The organism is Haloferax sp. S1W, assembly GCF_044593955.1.
Lineage (GTDB): Archaea > Halobacteriota > Halobacteria > Halobacteriales > Haloferacaceae > Haloferax.
Genome location: NZ_CP172595.1, coordinates 2,905,216 through 2,922,831, shown reverse-complemented (window position 1 = coordinate 2,922,831; position 17,616 = coordinate 2,905,216). Strand labels below are relative to the sequence as shown.

Sequence of the window (17,616 nt, the reverse complement as noted above, 5' to 3'; positions counted from 1 at the left end):
GACGTGTGGGCGGGCGGCCCTTAGCGGTGCCGACCCGCAATATCGTGCGAAATCCACACAGTCTTTATCCCCGAATCCGGAGTCTCGTCTATGGCAACCCTCACGGACTTTATCGTGGCACTGCTGCAGAGTGTCGTCGAACTACTCGTGAACTTCTCCAGCGTCGCGCTGAACGACCCGCTGTCGCCGATTCTCATCATCTTCGGCAACCTGTTCATCCTCGTCCCGGTTGGCGTATTCGCGTACGTCGTCCTCGGCGCACTCGGTGCCGAAATCGGCCTCGGAACTACGCCTGGCTCTCGGTAAACGCCCGCGCAGCAAGCGAAATCGCTTCTTCGAGGTCGGGTCCGACCGGCGACCCGACGACGATTCCATCCGCGTGGTCGAGCACCGCGGCCATCTGATCTGCCACGTCGTCCGGTGTTCCGGCCATCGAGAAGGCGTCTATCATCTCGGGCGTGACGAGGCCGAACGCCTCGGAGAACTCGCCCGCAGAGATGTGCTCGCTGATGTCGTTTGCGAGGTCGGCGTCGAGGCCATGTCTGTCGAGGACCGGTGGGGCTGCCCCGGCGGTGATGAACGCAACGGGTGGGCGTGCCGCCTCGCGGGCCGCCGTTTCGTCGGCCGAGATGGAGACGCTGGCGTACGCTGCGAGCGTGAACTCCCCGCGCGAATCGGGGCGGTCCTCGCGGCCGATATCGACCTGTTCGCGGGCCCACGCGAGGTCGTCGGGGTGTGAGCCGTTGAAGAGCAAGCCGTCAGCGTGCTTGCCAGCCATCCGGCACATGTGCGGTCCCTCGCCGCCGACGTAGACCGGAATCTCGCCGGGCACGTCGAAGTTGAGACCAGCGTCGGTCGCTTCGAAGGTTCCGTCGTGGGTGACGCGCTTCCCGTCCCAGAGGTCCTGTGCGACTTTGAACGCCTCCAAGACAGAGCGAAGGCCGCGCTGGTCTTCGAGGCCGAGGTTTCGGAGCGTCGAGGGGTCGCCCGGCCCGATACCGAGGAGGCCGCGACCGTCCGAGGCTTCGGCGACGGTTGCCACCTTCGCGGCGAGCGTGACGGGGTGCATCTCGTAGGGGTTGGCGACACCGGGACCGAGGCGAATTTCGTCCGTCTCGGCCGCGAGTCGTGCGAGGACCGCAAACGGGTCGCGATTGTTGTAGTGACACGAGACGAAACACGAGTCGTAGCCCTCGCGTTCTGCCTGTGTCCCCAGTTCGACGAGTTCGGATACCGGATGTTCCGGCGTGAGTTCGAGTCCGAGCATAGTGTGAAAGTGAGCGTTCGGTCAGTTCGTATCGGGGTCGTAGGTCCAGTCGCGGAGCGCCTGTCGGACGAAGTCGCCTTCGATGTCGCGGAAGTGGGCGTGGCTCTCGCCGTGGTCGCCCCACTCGAATCCGCGGACGACGACGACTGGTGTCCCGTCGTCACCCTCGCCTTGCACGAGGTTGGCGGCCGCGGCGAGTTCGTCGACGACGCACTCGACGGTGACACCGAGTTCGCGGCCGTCGCGGTCGGTCTCGCCGCGCCAATCGCGCGACGGGGCCATCCCCGCCCACCCGAGTGCGACGCCACGCTGGCCGTGGCGGAAGGGACGACCGCTCGTGTCGGAGACGATGACGCGGTCGGCTTCAATACCGGCGCGGATGCGTTCGGCCGACTCGCTGGGGCGCTTTGGGAGCAATAGGAGGTCGTGGTCGGGGACGTTCGAGCGGTCGATACCGGCGTTGACGCCGACGTGGCCGAACCGCGTTTCAGTCAGCAAGAACGGTTCGGTCATCACGAGGTCGACGCTCTCTTCGAGGACCGCCTGCGCGAATCGCGGGTCCTTCTTGTCGTCGGTGAGTTCCGAGAGACGGGTGGCAAGCTCTCGCGCCCGCGGCCCGGCCGGGAAGTCATCGAGGTCGGCAAACCGCCCTTCGGCCTTCGAGACGACGGTCGAAGCGACACAGACCACGTCGTCGGGGCGGAGGTCGACGCGCTCTGCGATGATTCGCGCGAGGTCGTCGCCCTCGCGAATCTCGGGCACGTCGGGGACGGCAAACAGCTCCATACGAGAGGTGACGACGACGGCGGTGAAAAACCACGGGATGCTGGCGAACCGGGCCGGTATCGGAGTGACGACCGACGTGTGAGAATCCGCGACATTGTTAAGGTGTGTCAACCAGTGGTCGAGGCATGAACGACCGGCCGATAGACCCGATGGGCCGAGATACGGTCGAGGAGTACCTCGAGTACGTCGGGCGCGTCCCACAGAAGATTCGCAACCGGGTGGACAGAGACGTACACCCACTGACGGGCGAAAAGAAGTCGTTCCGCCTGAACAACCACGTCCTCTTCGCCGAACTGTATCTGCTGACAGCGGAGAGTGGAACGAGTCCGACGCCGGTCGATATGACCCGATTCGGCGCGTTTCACGTCTCGTTTTACCGCGACCGCTTCGGGACGTTCGCCTGCGGCGTCGAGTTCGCCGGTCTGGAGCCGAACTTCCACTCACCTGAGGAGCGACTTCGATACGAGGAGTACGACGTCTCGGAGTTCTATACGATTCCCGTCGAAGACTGATTCTACCCGGTGCCGTGAAGGCTGGTTAGTCCCCTCGCACGACATCGACCGAGAGGTCGCCGCCTTCGACGGTTCCGACCATCATAGTCGCTTCGTCGCTCGGGTTCGCAGCGGTCGCCGTCCCCGGATTCAGGACTCTGACGCCGTCGACGACTTCGTCCACGACTTCGTGGATGTGGCCCGCGATTCCGATTGCGTCCCGTCCGGCGGCGTCTCTGACCGTCTGAGCGACCCGCGATGCGTACCCGGTTCGCGTTCCCGCACCGTGAGTGACGACGAACGTCAGTCCACCGACCTCGATGATGTCCACGTACGGGAGGTTGACGCTCGGTGGGTCGATGTTCCCGCGGACGCCGACGAACCGTGTCGCAAGGTCACGGAGGTGTTCGAGCGTTTCCGGCGAGTCGAAGTCGCCTGCGTGGATGACGAGGTCGGCGCGTGCGACCCGAGATTCGACCCACGACGGAATCGTCTCGGCCCTGCTCGGGACGTGCGTATCGCTCAGGATGGCCAGATTCATGTCTACAACATGGTGGGACGGCAGAATAGTCGTTTTGTCACTGCCGGACGTACTTCAGGATATGGCGCACGTCGTCACCGCGTTTCTCCGCCACCGAGGGCGCATCCTTCTGACCCGACGGAGTGACTCCGTCGGGACGTACAGCGGCAAGTGGGCCGGTGTTTCTGGCTACGTCGAAGGCGACCCGAAGGACGCGGAGGACGATGCGAGACGGGAACTCGAAGAAGAAGTCGGCGTGACCGACGCGGTGCTGGCCAGCACCGCCAAACCGATGCACATCACCACCGGAGACCGCGAGTGGACCGTCCACGCGTTCATGTTCGACGTGAACCACCGCGACATCACTCCCAACGAGGAACTCGCCGAGGTAGAGTGGGTCCACGCACCCGTCATCTGCGAGCGCGACACTGTCCCCGAGTTGTGGGCGACGTACCGCCGGGTCGCACCGACGCTCGAAACCGTCAAAGAAGACGACTCCCACGGGTCGGCGTGGGTGTCGCTTCGGGCCCTCGAAGTGCTTCGAGACGCCGCCACGGACGCCGAATCGTGGGAAGTGCTCGTCTCGTTCGGCCGAAGCCTGCGGGACGCCCGGCCCAGCATGACCGCCGTCACGAATCGCGTGAACCGCGTGCTGGCCGATGCCACTGGCGACACGAACGCAGTGTGCCAGCGGGCGGCGACCGAAATCGACGCCGCGGCCGAGGCCGACGAAGTCGCGTCGGCGGAGGCTGCGCAACTGCTTCGGGCGGAGGGCTACGACCGCGTGGCGACGCTCTCGCGCTCCGAGACCGTCCGCGCGGCACTCGAAGACGCGGGGCCGAGCGTCATCGTTGCTGAGTCGCGGCCGGGACTCGAAGGCGTCACCGTCGCCGAGTCGTTGGCGAAGAAGGGACTCGAAATCACGCTCACGACCGACGCCGCACTTCCCAGACTCGTCGCTGGCGAGGCTGTCGATGCTGTTTTCATTGGCGCGGATGCGGTCCTCTCGTCCGGAGTCGTATCCAACAAAGTCGGGAGTTACCCGGTCGCGCTCGCTGCGTCGCAGGCTGGCGTGCCTGTCTTTGTCGTCTGCGCCCGCGACAAGATACGCGGCGATGACACCTTCGTCGGCGAAGAAGGCGGGAAGTTGTACGACGGCGAGGCACCAATCGAGGTATCGAATCCGCTTTTCGAACCCGTTCCGTCGGACCTCGTCGATGGGGTCGTCACCGAGGAGGGGAGACTGGATTCGGCCGGCGTTGAGCGCGTCGCAGTCGAACACGCCGAACTCGCTCGGTGGGATGAGTCCACGTCGTCGCGAGAGGGCGAGGGTGACGACGGCTGAGTGGATACTTGGGGGTCGTCTCACGTGGCCGCCAGTTTGATGCCACGGTGGGGAGAGAACCGTGACAAGGATTCCTTTCGAACGATGGCAAATCCAGCCGAACTCCTCAGTCTGTTGGTCGTACTCGAATTTGTGATTATGTCTGCAATAGTGCTACTCTTGGTTCCACTCGAAGTTGCGGCCCCGATTATCCCGCTTCTCTTGGTCTTTCTGGTCGTGTTGCAGAAGTATCGTTCGTGAGACTCGCCCGTGCGCATGTGAAAGTGCTTTTTACTCCTGTAGAGTTAGGACGAGGTAGTGGCGATGATGAGGGTTACCCCCACCGAGCCCCTTGTGACGATGCTCATTAACACCTGAGCCACTTTCTGACGACGCTCGACCCGTGAGCGACAGCCCTCCGAGAGCAGAGTCGTGAGTTGCGACGCGAATAGCACCGCATCCCCGACACCCCGTGCGACTCCCGCGCACGACCCCGTCGTCGTTTCCCCCAACGCGGCCGCAGATGTGGTATGAACCGACGGGCGTTTCTCGGCCTCCTGACGGGAGCGACCGCCAGTCTCGCCGGGTGTACCGAGGGGGCCGTCCGCCCACCGATTGCGGGCTTTCCGGCCCCCGAGAACCCCGACCCGATAGTGCAACACGGGGTCCCCGGAAGCGTCTGCGGCGACCCGCCGAACCCGTTTATCGGAATCAAAGCCATCCTCGAACCGGCGGTCGGACCCAACTGGAACGGCCTCGCCGTCGCCGAAAAGTACCGCTTCGGGTACGAAGTCGGACCGGGACTCTCGGCAGACGGGTACGTGGTCGGAGTCGAACGCAACGGCGAGGCCCGTGCGTACGCGCTGTCCATCCTGTGGTGGCACGAAGTCATCAACGACACCCTCGGTGGCGACCCGGTGTTGGTAACGTACTGTCCGATTTGCCAGTCCGGGATGGTCGCCGAACGACGCGTCGATGGTGAGGAGGCGCTGTTTCAGGTTTCCGGGCACCTCTGGCAACCGCCCGCCGTGTACGGGTACGCCAGCGTCGAAGAGGGCCGGACGTTCGGGGCCTCGGCCAGTTCCGGCGAGGCCGAAGTCCGAAACTCCGGCAACCTCGTGCTCTACGACGAAGCAACGGGAAGCTACTGGAGTCAGATTCTCGCGAAGGCAATCTGCGGCCCGGAGTCGGGCGAGCGGATGGAGATTCTCCCATCGACGGTGACGACGTGGGGAGCGTGGAGGCGTGAGCATCCAGACACTGACGCGCTCTTGCCGCCGCCGTGGTCGAAGACGGCATAGGCAGGGGCGCAAGTTCCTTCGTACAGCGTCGTGACAGCTTAGCCATGCACATCGAACGCATTGCACTCGACGAGTCGGTCGGAAAGGCGATGCCACCACAGTTGCTCGTCGATGCGCTTTCGGACCTCGACGCACCGGTCGAACTCGTCGGCGACGGGGAACAGTTCGGCCCGGGCGACGCCGTCGTCTCGTTCGGGCACCGCGACGCGTTCCTCGATGCGGACTGGGTCCACTGCATCCGCGCCGGATACGACGAGTTCCCCGTGGGCGTCTACGACGAGGCGGGAACGTTCCTCACCAACAGCACCGGCATTCACGGGACGACGGTCGGTGAGACGGTCATCGGGTATCTGTTGACGCTTGCTCGACGCCTCCACACCTATCGCGACGCGCAGCACGACCACCGGTGGCGACGCCCGTCCTACGAGGAGTCGTTCACACTCAGCGGGGAGCGAATCTGCGTCGTCGGCCTCGGAACGCTCGGCCGCGGGGTCGCAGACCGGGCCGCCGCGCTCGGGATGGAAGTCATCGGCGTCAGGCGGTCCGGAGAACCGGTCCCAAGCGTCTCGACCGTCTACACGCCGGACCGACTCCACGACGCACTCGAAGACGCGCGGTTCGTCGTCCTCGCAGTTCCGCTCACCCGCGAGACAAGAGGACTCATTGCCGGTCCGGAGTTCGAAACGATGCGCGACGATGCCTACCTCGTGAACGTGGCGCGAGGCCCGGTTGTCGACACGCCGGCCCTCGTGTCGGCGCTGGAAGACGAGACGATTGCCGGTGCTGCGCTCGATGCGTTCGACGAAGAACCGCTCCCGGAAGACGCACCGCTGTGGGATTTCGACGAGGTGCTCATCACCCCGCACGTCAGCGCGGCGACGGGGGCGTACCATGAGGATATCGCGGCGCTCGTCCGAGAGAACGTCGGGCACATCGAAGCGGGCGAGGCGCTGCGAAACCGAGTAGTCTAGAAAAGAGGGGACCGGGGGCGATACAGAGACCGGTGGGACCGGCTTAGAGGAACTTGAACAGGTCGTCGCGGCCCTGTTCGTGGAGGTGGGTGCGAAGCGCCGACTCCAGATTCGAGATATCGCCGCGCTTTGCGGTAATCGGGGCGATGACGTTTCGGTACTGCTTCCACGGTGGGAACAGGCCGAGGCGGTCACAGAGGTCGTTCAGGCGTTCGTCCCTGTCGTCGACTTTGTCCATCTTGTTCACCGCGACGACGGTAGGAATGTCGAGTTCGTCGAGGAAGTAGTACATCTCCACGTCGTGCGGGATGGAGTCGTCGGTGGTGTGGCGGTCGATGATGTCCACGACGCTCTTGCCGTCGACGACGAGGACGGCCGCGAGGATACTCTCGGCGTTGTCCTCGATGTAGCGGACGACATCGGTCTTGATGGCTTCGCGCGTGTCGGCGTCGACGCCAGACATGAACCCGAACCCCGGGAGGTCGGTGAACATGAACTTCTCGGAGGTCCAATCGAAGTGATTCGGCTTCCGAGTGACACCGGGCTTTTTTCCCGTGGTGAACTTGTCGTGGCCCGTCAACTCGCGCATGAGCGTCGACTTCCCCACGTTCGACCGCCCGACGAGGACAATCTCGTCGTAATCCGGTCGGTCTTCGAACATACCCGCGGTTCGCCGCCACGACAGATAAGCGGGGCGGAACTGCATCGGAGCGAGGTTCAATACGCGACCACGTGAATGAATCTCATATATGGCTGTACTCGCCGAACTCACAATCGATGCTCGGAGCTTCGACCTCGGTCGGGTGACTGCCGTCGAAGAGGGTATTCACATCGACCTCGAACGCGTCGTCCCGACCGGCGGGGAGGTCATGCCGTTCTTCTGGGCATCCGGGGCAGACTTCGAAGCGTTCGAGCGGTCGGTACGTGAGAACCACATGGTCAAGGAGTTGAATGCGGTCGCGCGAGTCCAGGACAAGGTTCTCTATCACGTCCACTGGGGAGACACTGTGTCCAGCCTCACGAACATCCTCATCGAGAGTCACGCGACCATCCTCGAAGCGCACGGGACCGACACGTGGTTCTTCCGCCTTCGGTTCAGCGACCACACGGATCTGACGGAGTTCCACAACCGCTGTCAGGAGGAGGGAATCGACTTCCGCGTCGACCGAATCTACTCGCTCGCCGACGAAGAACCCGGCGTGTACTCGTTCGACATCACCGCCGAGCAGCAGGAAGCACTCGTCACGGCCGTCGAGGACGGATACTTCGAGGTACCGCGGCGGACCACACTCAAAGAGGTGGCCGAATCGCTCCAAATCAGCCCGCAAGCGGCCTCGGAGCGTGTTCGGCGTGGTGCGAATGCCGTTCTCAGAAAAGTCCTGTTGTCGCGGTCGGCCGCCGACCGCAAGTGAGTTCGGTGAGGCAGCCGGTCTCGGTGTGAGTGCGGGAGGTGAGACGACCGCAATGCGAGTACAGCGCGCGAGTCGGCCTCAGATGTCTCTGACGAGACGAAGCGACTCGGCGGGGAGGGCCTCGTGTTGGTCGCGTCCGGAAATCTCGAATCCGCGCGCCCGATAGAACGACAGCGTCTCTTCGTCGCCATCGAGGCAGGACGCCCACTGTTCGCGAACGCCGTTGACCACGTGCTGGGCGGTTATCGTCCGCAAGAGTGCCGTTCCAGCACCACTTCCCCGAGAATCGGGGTGGACGTGGAGCGAGAACACCTCGCCGGTCTCCGAACCTGTGAGTCCCCCGCCGCCCGCCGCGACAACCGCGTCGTCTTCGACGGCGACGACCCATCCGTGCATGTCGTCGGCGCGTCGCACCTCGCGGGTCAGTCGTGATTTCCCGAACCGCGCTTCGACGGTCGATTCGACGCGCTCGTCCGCGACGATGTCGGCGGTTGCGTCGCGCCACCCCGTTGCGCAGATGTGAGCAATGTCCGGTACGTCGGGTTCTCTCGCGGTTCGGATAAACATACACGAACATTCGTGAAGATATCGCAAAATCGTTTCGCGTGAGTACGGTGACCGAAAGCCGAGGCTATTCACTTGCTCACCGAATACACCGGTCACGATGGAGAAAGACGCGATTCGCGAGGCCGTCTGGGACCAACTGGAGGAGTCAGGTGCGGCGCGGTTTCCGTTTCCGCCACACGGACGCATCCCAAATTTCGCCGGTGCGAACGATGCGGCCGCCCGACTCGCCGAGACGCCGGAGTGGGACGCAGCGGCGACAGTGAAGGCGAATCCCGACGCGCCACAACTCCCAATTCGACGGCGTGCGCTCCACGAGGGGAAGACTGTCTACATGGCCGTCCCGCGCCTCCGCGACGAGCGGTGTTTCTACGAACTCGACCCCGAGCGAATCGACGACGACCATCTCGACAGCGCCCCAACCGTCTCACACGTCGAACAGTACGCAAGACAGGTTGCCCCCGACGACCTTCCGGATATCGACCTCGTCGTCTCTGGGTCGGTCGCCGTCACCGAATCGGGTGCCCGCATCGGGAAGGGAGAGGGCTTTAGCGACCTCGAATTCGCGGTTCTCCGTGGTCTCGGTGCCGTCGGCGACGAGACGGCTATTGCGACGACGGTCCACGAATTGCAGGTTCGAAACGATGCACCCGAACCCGACGCCCACGACGTTCCGATGGACATCGTGGTCACGCCGGAGCGAATGATTCGAACGGAGACACCGTCCGACCGGCCGACTGGAATCGACTGGGACGCGCTCTCCGACGAGCAAATCGACGAGATGCCAGTCTTGCAGCGACTCCGGTCGGAGTGAGTTACCCTTCGGCCGGAGTGTGCCGTCGGGCGGTCGTGTGAGTCTCCCGAAACGACCCGTGCTTATTTGCCCACCCGGAGAGAGAAAAGAGCGTGCGCCTCGTTCAAGTACTGGTGCCGACTGGCAAGCGCAAGACGGTCTTGCGGACGCTCGACGAGGAGGGCGTCGATTACGCCGTCTCTGAGGAGACCTCCGGTCGGGATTTCGTCGCCGTCGTCACCTTCCCGGTTCCCAAAGAAGCGGTCGAACCGGTGTTAGAGCGACTGCGAGAGGTGGGCGTCGAACGCGACGCCTACACCGTGGTCGTGAACGCCGAGACGGTCGCATCGACTCGCTTCGACCAGTTACAGGAGAAGTACCAAGAAGACGAGGAGAACGGCGACCGTATCTCGCGAGACGAACTGGCCGCCAAGGCGAACGACCTCGCGCCGTCGCTTCCGACGTTCGTCATCATGACCGTCATCTCGGCTGTCGTCGCCACCGCCGGTCTGCTCCTCAATTCGGCGGCAGTCGTCGTCGGGTCGATGGTTATCGCACCGCTCGTCGGTCCGGCGATGGCTGCCAGCGTCGGGACGGTCGTCGACGACGACGAGATGTTCATCCGCGGCGTCCGTCTGCAAGGGCTCGGCGGCGTGCTGGCCGTCGGGTCGGCTGCCCTGTTTGCCCTCATTCTCAAAGAGGGGGGGGCAGTCCCGCTTTCGAGCCCGGAAGTGTTGGCGATTCCAGAAGTCAGCGAGCGACTCTCGCCGGACGTCCTCTCGCTGGCGATTGCGCTCGGTGCCGGTGCCGCGGGAGCGGTTTCGCTCTCGTCCGGCGTCTCGACTGCGCTCGTCGGTGTCATGATAGCCGCCGCGTTGGTCCCGCCGACCGCCGTCGTCGGCATCGGCATCGCGTGGGGGACGCCTGAGTCGGTCGTCGGGTCGGCCATCCTCGTCCTCGTCAACTTCCTTTCTGTCAACTTCGTCGCTATCGCCGTCCTCTGGCAGCAAGGCTACAGACCGGAGCGCTGGATACGCCGGGGGAAGGCCCGACGCACCACACTGTTCCGCATCGCCGCGCTCGGACTCGGACTGCTCGTCCTTTCGTCGTTCCTCGGGACGGTGACGTACACGACCTACCGGAATTCGGGATTCAAGGCGGACGCGCGGATGGCGGTGCAAGATGTCCTCGAGGACACGGACGCTCGACTGCTGGAGATAACCGTCGAACACGACGGCGGTCCGCTCCAAGAACCGGCGTCCGTGGTCGTCACGGTCGGCTACGACCCGTGGGGAGACCCACCACAAGTGCAGGCAGAACTCACAGAGCGCATCAACGCCGTCGCGCCCGAACCGCTGTCGCCGTGGGACGCAGGCGAAATCGACGTAGAGGTCCGATACGTCGCCGTTTCCGGCTAACCAGACGCCAAAAAGTGGGTCTTTTCGAAGAGTACAACGGCTCTTTGTCTCTAGCGCGAGTTGAATATCTCAGCTATCGTCATACCGTGTATGAACCGACGTCTCATCGCACCACTCCTCCTTGCGAGCCTCGTCTTGCTCGCGGGGTGTCTCTCCGCACCGCTCCAGACGACAGGCGGCGGAGACAGTTCCGACGCAACCACCATCTCGGCGACCGGCACCGGTGAGGTCACGGCAGAAGCCGACCTCGCCGTCATCTCAGTCGGCGTGACCGCAACGGCCGATTCGGCAGACGAAGCCCGCGGCATCGTCGCCGACGACGTGGCCGCAGTTCGCGCCGCGCTCACTGAGGCGGGTATCGCCGAAGACGCGATTCAGAGTTCCGGCTTCCGTATCCACCCCGAGTACGACTACGGCGGCGAAACACGCGAACTGGTCGGCTACCGCGCCGTCCACTCGCTGACCGTCGAGGTCGCCCCCGACCGAGCGGGTGACGTCATCGACCTCGCTGTCGGTGCCGGTGCCGCCGAAATCCGCGGCGTACAGTTCACCCTTACCGACGAGACGCGCGACGAACTCCGCTCGGAGGCGCTCACCAAGGCTGTCAATTCGGCGAAGACTGACGCCGACACCGTTGCCAGCGCGGCCGACGTGACTATCACGGGTGTCCACACCGCGAACGTCGGCGGCAGTAGTTCGCCCGGACCCTACCCGGTCGCCTTCGCCGAAGACGCCCGCAGCAGTTCCGGCGCGCCGACCGAACTCTCGCCCGGCCCAGTGACCGTCTCGGCCACCGTCGAGATGGTCTACACGGCCGAGTGAGCGAGTACCGAACTCGAACTACCCGCTGACTGATCGCTCCTCGATTCGACCCTCTTTTCGCTTCGAAAATCCGGTGCTGGTCAACTACCCCACCCTAAGCGCCTTCGGTGCTTTGAGGGCGGGACTTGTCCGTGGACTCGGCCTCTGACCCTTCCGGGTAGGCGGTGAATCCGCCATTCGGCGTCACGGCCCCAGACTTCAGGGCAAGTTGACTGTCACCCGTCCGCCGAGACGACTGTTGGCCCCGACGGACGTACCGCATCCCGATGTTCTTCGCCGCGTTGTAATCCGCGTTCGCTTCCGACTCGCACTTCACACACCGGAAATCATTGCGAGTCGGGCGATTCTCGTCAGCCGTGAACCCACAGTCGGCGCACCGCTTCGACGTGTACGCCGAACCAACCTGCTTTACCGAGATGCCTTCTGCCTCGGCCTTGTATTCCACCTGCTCGTACAGCGTTCGGAACGCCCACTTGTGTCCCCACGACGCCCCTGTTCGGTCACGAATATGAGTTAAGTCTTCGAACGCTATCACGTCGCACTCGTACCGGAGTGCTTCATCCACGATGTCGTTCGACGCTTGATGGAGTACATCGCGGACGTATCGCAGTTCCCGGCCACTCGACTGTTCGAGCGTCCGGTGAGCACTTCGCGTCCCGGTCTGTTGGAGTCCGGCGCGTACCTTTTCAAACTCACAGAGGTTGTGGGTTAACTCCCGCCCGCTGAAGAAGTATGCCGTGCTGGTGACGGCGAGGTTTTCGATACCGAGGTCAACCCCGAGAACCGTTCCGTCCTCGGCGGTGTTCCGCTCGGTGTCGTTCTTGCGTCGGCGGAAGCCGATGTGCAAGAGGTAGTCGCCGTCGTGGGCGGTGAGCGTGCTTTCCGTGACGCTCCATTCGTCTGAGTCGAGGTACTGTCGTTGGTAGCCATCATCGGCGTCGGGCAAGGAAAGGTCACACCGGACACGACTCTCCGTAGTGGAGAGCGACACCGTATCGTCGTCGAACAGCGTCATCGTCCGGGTGTCGTACTTCACCGTGGGTGCGGTGAAGGTGGGCTTGCTGACCTTCTTGTCTTTGGACCGGCGTTCGATACAACCGGTGATGGCTTGGGCGGCTTGGTGGGTGGCGAGAATCGCGTGCTGACTCCCGAGGTCGGTCTGTTCGCGCACGTCGTCGTAAGCGAGGGGCTGTACGTCGCTTTTCGTGTTACACTTGCCCCACGCCATGTCCGTGGCGAGTTGGCAACCCCGCCTCCACTCGGAGATGGTTTCCTCAAGCAACTCGCGTTGCTCACCGTCTACCGAGATGCGGGTGATTGCCGTCCGACGCACGTAGTCGTCTGCCACATCTTCAATGTAGTCAGCGGGCTACTTATTGGCTGGTGTCTGTAGCCGATACGAACGCGCTCCTCCCCTCCCTACTCGCTCGCTTCTCTCACTCCTTGAGGAAGGGGACTCCGCGCTACCGATTAGTTGAAACTCCCAACAGCGGACAAACTCTGCGCACTGTATTCAGCACGACCTCTGAGAACGGTCACCCCGGTTGAGAGGTTCAATACGGCCAAAATTCAGACACAGACGGCCTACTCGTTTCGAGACGGTGGAATGTCGGGTTCGAAGCCGACGGCCTCGACTGCGGCGTCGAGCACGTCGTCAACGTTTTCGCCCGTCTCGACGCTCATGTACAGGTCGGCTTCCACATCGGTCGAGCGGTCGCTCTTGTTGCAGACGGTGAGGACCGGGATGTTGCGCTGTTCGAAACGCTCCTGTACGGCGTCTCTGAGTTCGAGTTGCGATTCGAGCGGGTACCCGCACTCCCCGCTGGCGTCCACGACGAAGATGACGGCGTCGGCGAGGTGCTCGATGGCGCTGACGGCCTGCCGCTCGATATCGTTGCGCTCGTCTTCGGGTCGGTCGAGCAGGCCCGGCGTGTCGATAATCTGGTAGCGGATGCGCTCACGTTCGAAGTGTCCGATTTGGACGCCCTTCGTCGTGAAGGGGTACCGAGCGATTTCGTTCGAGGCGCGGGTGACATCGTTGACGAACGACGACTTCCCGACGTTGGGGTACCCGGCGACGACCACCGCGGGTTCGTCCGGGCGGATATCAGGCAGGCCTTTCAGTGCGTCGCGTGCCGCGCCGAGTCGAAGCAGGTCGTCTTCGACTTCCTCGACGACGCTGGCCATCCGGGCGAACGCCTGTTTGCGGTGCTTTCGGGCGGTGTCGGCGTCGGTTTTCCGGAGCTTGGACTGATACTCGCGGGCGAGGTTGTCGATTTGGCGAGAGGCCCACATTACTTCCGAGAGACTCTGTCGGAGCGCGTCCACACCCTCGGTGGTGTCGCCGGAGTCCGTCTTGCGGCCCGTCACGCTCTGGGTGACGACAGCATCGGCGAGTTCGTAGTAGAACGGGTCGACCAGTTCGAAGTCCGGCCACTCGACGACGACGTTCTCCAGATTGTCAGAGAGAATGTTCGAGGCGGTCTGGAGCATCGACTGCTGAGCCTCCAACTTGTTCTGCTTCGCTCGCCCCGTGCGCGCGGCCCGCGAAAAGGCCTTATCGATGAGTTCGTCCGACCGGGGCGTGGTCGGGAGAGACTCGAAAATCATTGCACTCTCCTATACAGTCGAGGCGTAAAAGCGCGTTCGTTTGGGTTTCGACGCCTCGTGAGGGGAATTAGGCGTGCTGGTGACCCACACGGGAAGATGCGTTCGCCACGAAGCTCATACCCGACGATGGTCTACTGTGGGCTATGACGAACTGGAAAGCGGTCGCCGTCGGCTTCGTCGTCATCCTCGTCGTCGGCATGGGTGGACTCAGCCTCCCGATTATCGGGCAAATCGGGGCTGGGCTCCTCGGCGGGTTCGCAGCGGGCTATCTGGCCGGTGGAACTCTCGGAAACGGGGCGTGGCACGGACTGGTCGCCGGGTCCATCTCCGGTATCGTGGTGACGCTCATCGTGGCCGCCTTTGGCGGACTGCTCGGACTGGCGGGTGGTCCGCTCGGCGGATTCCTCGGCGGCGTGAGCGTCCTCGTCGCGGGTATCGTGCTGACGCTCATCTTCGCCATCGACAGCGCCATCGCTGGCGCGGTTGGGGCGTGGGCAAAAGGGCGGTAATTCACTCCCGAGCGCGACTCACTCGCCCATGTCGAGGTATTCCTGTTGAATCTCGACGACTTCGGTCGAATTCTCGCACTCCGCGTAACGGCGAAGCGGTTCCTCGTTGAGTTCGAGGAACGTGTGCCCCCAGTTGAACTTCGAGAGAATCTCTTCTGCGTGTTCCTTCTCGCCGAAGATGACGAGTGCAGCAGCGAGGGCTTCGACCGTCGTCAGTTGCATCGGCCGCCCGAAGTTTACGGGGTTGGCGGCGACGAGATACGGCAGTGCGCGGTGCTCGCCGGGGAGCGAAAACATCGCCTCACCGGCCGACTCCCACGAGCAGTCGAGTGCGACGAGCGCGCCCGTGTCCTTGTCGGTGGGTGACAGCGCCTTCTCCGCGTGGGGGTTGAGGACGACGCCGTAGGGTGTGGCGCGGTCCGACCCGTGGAGGGCGGCCATCTCGAACCGTTCGAGCTTCTTCGCCGTGCACTTCTTCGGGTCATCGTCACCCTCGTATCGAACGTGCAGGTCCACACCGGGCGTAGGCGGGTGTGAGAGAAAAGCGTCCCGAACGCGACGAACGGGCCTGGAAGCGTGGGATATGTTCGAAACGCCACAGCATCACCGCAGACGGCGGATTCTTCCCATCCGAACTCGAACACCCGCCGTGCATCCCGACGCCACGTATCTCGCGCGACTGTACTACACGGCTCTCGACGACCACGGGTACGAGACGCTTCGGGAGATTCTGTGCCCGACGTTCGTCCACGACCGCGAGGACATGACCCTCGACGGCCGCGACGAGTTCGTCTCGTTCATGCGCGACGGGCGGCCGCAGACGGACACGACCCACGTCATCGACCGGTACATCCAGTCGAAACACGGAGACGAAATCGTCGTCCGCGGCCACCTCAAAGATAGCTCCGGCGACGAACTGTTCGTCTTTCTCGACCGGTTCCGCGCGCGGGACGGGAAGTTGGCGGAGTTGAAGACGTTCACGCGCGCGTCGAACTGAGAAACGCGAAGAAGAAACCGCAGAAGCCGCGTTAGTCTTTCTTGCCAGCGCCGACGGCCGCCTCACCGACCGGTTCGTGGCCTTCGATGACCTCGCGGCCACCCATGTAGGGCTGGAGGACTTCGGGCACGTCCACGGTTCCGTCCTCGTTCTGGTAGTATTCGAGCAGCGCGACCATGATACGGCCGATTGCTGTGCCCGAGGCGTTGAGCGTGTGGAGATACTCGGCCGATTCGTGACGCTCGGGGCGGTAGCGAAGCCCGGCGCGACGCGCCTGGAAGTCCTCGAAGTTCGAGGCCGACGAGACTTCGAGCCAGCGACCGCCGTAGCCGTCGGGGCTGTCGTCCGACTCGGTGCCGGGTGCCCAGACTTCGAGATCGTACGTCTTCGCCGATGCGAAGGTCAGGTCGCCGGTACAAAGCGAGAGCACGCGGTACGGGAGACCGAGTCGGTCGAGCACTTCGGCCGCCTCGTCGAGGAGGGCTTCGAGTCGGTCGTACGACTCGTCGGGTTCGACGAAGTTGACGAGTTCGACCTTGTTGAACTGGTGGACGCGGACGATACCGCGCGTTTCGGTGCCGTGTTCGCCAGCCTCGCGCCGGAAGTTCGGCGTGTACGCCTGGTGCTTCAGCGGCAGGTCGTCCTTCAGCAGAATCTCGTCGCGGTACATATTCGTGACCGGGACCTCCGCCGTCGGGCAGAGCCACAGGTCGTCGTCCTCGTAGTTCTCGGTCTCCGACCCACCGATTCGGTAGGCGTCCTCGGCGAACTTCGGGAGTTGGCCGGTACCGACCATCGAGGTCGTCTTGACTGGAACCGGCGGGAAGAGGTCCACGTAGTCCTGTTCGCGGTGGACATCCAGCATGAACTGGATGAGCGCGTGTTCGAGTATCGCGCCCTCACCCTTGAGGAAGTAGAATCCCGACCCGGTCGTCTTGGCGGCGCGCGCCTCGTCGATGATGTCGAGTTGCTCGCCGAGTTCGTAGTGCGGCGTCACCTCGTCGGGGAGGTCACGCAGGTCGTCGAACCCCTCGCGGCGGACTTCCACGTTGTCCGATTCGTCGGTACCGACCGGGACCGACTCGTGCGGGAGGTTCGGGATTTCGAGGAGTGTCTGGTCGAGTTCCGCTTCGAGTTCGTCGGCGCGGGCTTCGAGTTCCTGCAGTTCCTCTTTGAGTTCGCTCGACCGCTCGATGGCTTCCTGGGCTTCCTCGTCTTTGCCCTCCTGCTTGAGCGTCCCAATCTTCTGGCTGACCTCGTTTCGCTCGTGCCGAAGGTCGTCGCCGTCTGCTTTCAGCGAGCGCCACTCGTCGTACACGTCGAGGACGTGGTCTACGTCCACACCCTCGTTGCCGCGGGCGGCGAGTGCGTCTCGGACACGCTCCGGTTCGTCACGGAGCAGTTTCCTGTCTATCATTGGTTCGTGGTTCTCGCGTATGCGGGAAAATCGTATCGCATCGCCCGGTTCGGTTCGGGGCGGGGCTACCGACCAGAAGGCGACTCAGTGTACCGACTTACTCTCCGGAGCCTGCGTCGCCACTCGCCGACATTCGCGCCTGATACTTGTCGAGACTCGCAGCGAGCGCCGCCTCGGCGTCGATATCGAGTTCGGCCGCCAGCGACAGAAGCGAGTAGTACACGTCGCCGAACTCGTCGACGAGGTCGTCGGTCCGCTCGAACTCGGTTTGGCCGTAATCCTGTGCATCGATGACCTCCTTCGAGAGTTCACCGACCTCCGAGGTGAGGTCGAGCATCCGAAGTTCGGGCGAGAGTTCGAGTCCGTGTTCGGCGTTGAATTCGGAAACGTCGCGCATCAGAACTTTCTTATCAG

General features: G+C 63.6%; 21 protein-coding genes. 11 read left to right on the top strand and 10 right to left on the bottom strand.

Annotation, left to right across the window (positions count from 1 at the left end; all coding sequences use genetic code 11):
• Positions 1-90 precede the first annotated feature (90 nt).
• The gene (locus ACH9L7_RS15275; protein ID WP_396611543.1) at positions 91-306 is read left to right on the top strand and encodes a hypothetical protein; all 216 of its coding nucleotides are present in this window, start codon (positions 91-93) and stop codon (positions 304-306) included.
• Here ACH9L7_RS15275 and ACH9L7_RS15270 read toward each other — a convergent pair.
• Both ACH9L7_RS15270 and ACH9L7_RS15265 read right to left on the bottom strand, forming a co-directional pair.
• Positions 287-1,267 carry a 5,10-methylenetetrahydromethanopterin reductase gene (locus ACH9L7_RS15270; protein ID WP_396611542.1) on the bottom strand — a complete coding sequence of 327 codons (981 nt, stop codon included), beginning with the start codon at positions 1,265-1,267 and terminating at the stop codon, positions 287-289. The two genes, ACH9L7_RS15275 and ACH9L7_RS15270, sit on opposite strands and share 20 nt — an antisense overlap.
• Before the next feature lie 21 nt (positions 1,268-1,288).
• Positions 1,289-2,053, bottom strand: a complete 765-nt coding sequence (locus ACH9L7_RS15265; RefSeq protein ID WP_396611541.1) for a coenzyme F420-0:L-glutamate ligase — start codon at positions 2,051-2,053, stop codon at positions 1,289-1,291.
• 125 nt (positions 2,054-2,178) lie between these two features.
• On the opposite strand from ACH9L7_RS15265, the gene ACH9L7_RS15260 reads away from it, so the two are divergent.
• Entirely contained in the window at positions 2,179-2,565 is a 387-nt protein-coding gene (locus ACH9L7_RS15260; RefSeq protein ID WP_396611540.1) for a homing endonuclease associated repeat-containing protein, read from the top strand.
• Positions 2,566-2,590: 25 nt separating this feature from the next.
• Here the strand turns inward: ACH9L7_RS15260 and ACH9L7_RS15255 are convergent, their stop codons facing one another.
• Complete coding sequence (locus ACH9L7_RS15255; RefSeq protein ID WP_396611539.1) at positions 2,591-3,085, bottom strand: metallophosphoesterase family protein; 495 nt, start codon at positions 3,083-3,085, stop codon at positions 2,591-2,593.
• Positions 3,086-3,146: 61 nt separating this feature from the next.
• Here ACH9L7_RS15255 and ACH9L7_RS15250 point away from each other — a divergent pair, with 61 nt between their 5' ends.
• The 3 genes from ACH9L7_RS15250 (at position 3,147) to ddh (ending at position 6,660) form a co-directional block, all read left to right on the top strand.
• On the top strand, positions 3,147-4,409 hold the full coding sequence (locus ACH9L7_RS15250; protein WP_396611538.1) for an NUDIX domain-containing protein: 1,263 nt from the start codon (positions 3,147-3,149) through the stop codon (positions 4,407-4,409).
• A gap of 509 nt (positions 4,410-4,918) precedes the next feature.
• The gene (locus tag ACH9L7_RS15245; protein ID WP_396611537.1) at positions 4,919-5,689 is read left to right on the top strand and encodes a DUF3179 domain-containing (seleno)protein; all 771 of its coding nucleotides are present in this window, start codon (positions 4,919-4,921) and stop codon (positions 5,687-5,689) included.
• A gap of 44 nt (positions 5,690-5,733) precedes the next feature.
• Positions 5,734-6,660, top strand: coding sequence for a D-2-hydroxyacid dehydrogenase (ddh, locus tag ACH9L7_RS15240; protein WP_396611536.1), 927 nt, complete (start codon positions 5,734-5,736; stop codon positions 6,658-6,660).
• 43 nt (positions 6,661-6,703) lie between these two features.
• Here the strand turns inward: ddh and engB are convergent, their stop codons facing one another.
• Complete coding sequence (engB, locus tag ACH9L7_RS15235; RefSeq protein ID WP_396611535.1) at positions 6,704-7,321, bottom strand: GTP-binding protein EngB; 618 nt, start codon at positions 7,319-7,321, stop codon at positions 6,704-6,706.
• Positions 7,322-7,409: 88 nt separating this feature from the next.
• Here engB and ACH9L7_RS15230 point away from each other — a divergent pair, with 88 nt between their 5' ends.
• Positions 7,410-8,072: a helix-turn-helix domain-containing protein gene (locus tag ACH9L7_RS15230; protein WP_396611534.1), complete on the top strand. Its 663-nt coding sequence runs from the start codon at positions 7,410-7,412 to the stop codon at positions 8,070-8,072.
• A 78-nt stretch (positions 8,073-8,150) separates the two neighbouring features.
• On the opposite strand, the gene ACH9L7_RS15225 is transcribed toward ACH9L7_RS15230, so the two are convergent.
• Positions 8,151-8,639 carry a GNAT family N-acetyltransferase gene (locus ACH9L7_RS15225; protein WP_396611533.1) on the bottom strand — a complete coding sequence of 163 codons (489 nt, stop codon included), beginning with the start codon at positions 8,637-8,639 and terminating at the stop codon, positions 8,151-8,153.
• A 97-nt stretch (positions 8,640-8,736) separates the two neighbouring features.
• On the opposite strand from ACH9L7_RS15225, the gene ACH9L7_RS15220 reads away from it, so the two are divergent.
• The 3 genes from ACH9L7_RS15220 to ACH9L7_RS15210 all read left to right on the top strand — a co-directional run bounded on the left by ACH9L7_RS15220 (position 8,737) and on the right by ACH9L7_RS15210 (position 11,669).
• A complete protein-coding gene (locus ACH9L7_RS15220; protein ID WP_396611532.1) occupies positions 8,737-9,450 on the top strand; it encodes a 5-formyltetrahydrofolate cyclo-ligase in 714 nt (237 codons plus the stop codon).
• Positions 9,451-9,542: 92 nt separating this feature from the next.
• Positions 9,543-10,847, top strand: a complete 1,305-nt coding sequence (locus ACH9L7_RS15215) for a TIGR00341 family protein (RefSeq protein ID WP_396611531.1) — start codon at positions 9,543-9,545, stop codon at positions 10,845-10,847.
• Positions 10,848-10,937: 90 nt separating this feature from the next.
• Positions 10,938-11,669: an SIMPL domain-containing protein gene (locus tag ACH9L7_RS15210; protein WP_396611530.1), complete on the top strand. Its 732-nt coding sequence runs from the start codon at positions 10,938-10,940 to the stop codon at positions 11,667-11,669.
• Positions 11,670-11,763: 94 nt separating this feature from the next.
• Here ACH9L7_RS15210 and ACH9L7_RS15205 read toward each other — a convergent pair whose 3' ends face one another.
• Together ACH9L7_RS15205 and ACH9L7_RS15200 are read right to left on the bottom strand one after the other, a co-directional pair.
• On the bottom strand, positions 11,764-13,017 hold the full coding sequence (locus tag ACH9L7_RS15205) for an RNA-guided endonuclease InsQ/TnpB family protein (RefSeq protein ID WP_396611529.1): 1,254 nt from the start codon (positions 13,015-13,017) through the stop codon (positions 11,764-11,766).
• A gap of 236 nt (positions 13,018-13,253) precedes the next feature.
• Positions 13,254-14,279, bottom strand: a complete 1,026-nt coding sequence (locus ACH9L7_RS15200) for an NOG1 family protein (RefSeq protein ID WP_396611528.1) — start codon at positions 14,277-14,279, stop codon at positions 13,254-13,256.
• Positions 14,280-14,422: 143 nt separating this feature from the next.
• Between ACH9L7_RS15200 and ACH9L7_RS15195 the strand changes: the two genes are divergently transcribed.
• Positions 14,423-14,788 (top strand): DUF5518 domain-containing protein, encoded by a 366-nt coding sequence (locus ACH9L7_RS15195; protein ID WP_396611527.1) that lies wholly within the window; start codon positions 14,423-14,425, stop codon positions 14,786-14,788.
• A gap of 18 nt (positions 14,789-14,806) precedes the next feature.
• Here the strand turns inward: ACH9L7_RS15195 and ACH9L7_RS15190 are convergent, their stop codons facing one another.
• Positions 14,807-15,304, bottom strand: coding sequence for a DUF367 family protein (locus ACH9L7_RS15190; protein WP_396611526.1), 498 nt, complete (start codon positions 15,302-15,304; stop codon positions 14,807-14,809).
• 133 nt (positions 15,305-15,437) lie between these two features.
• Here ACH9L7_RS15190 and ACH9L7_RS15185 point away from each other — a divergent pair, with 133 nt between their 5' ends.
• A complete protein-coding gene (locus ACH9L7_RS15185) occupies positions 15,438-15,785 on the top strand; it encodes a nuclear transport factor 2 family protein (protein ID WP_396613296.1) in 348 nt (115 codons plus the stop codon).
• A gap of 31 nt (positions 15,786-15,816) precedes the next feature.
• Here ACH9L7_RS15185 and serS read toward each other — a convergent pair whose 3' ends face one another.
• A complete protein-coding gene (serS, locus tag ACH9L7_RS15180) occupies positions 15,817-17,202 on the bottom strand; it encodes a serine--tRNA ligase (protein ID WP_396611525.1) in 1,386 nt (461 codons plus the stop codon).
• A gap of 97 nt (positions 17,203-17,299) precedes the next feature.
• Positions 17,300-17,599 carry a MazG nucleotide pyrophosphohydrolase domain-containing protein gene (locus ACH9L7_RS15175; RefSeq protein WP_396611524.1) on the bottom strand — a complete coding sequence of 100 codons (300 nt, stop codon included), beginning with the start codon at positions 17,597-17,599 and terminating at the stop codon, positions 17,300-17,302.
• Positions 17,600-17,616: the final 17 nt, after the last annotated feature.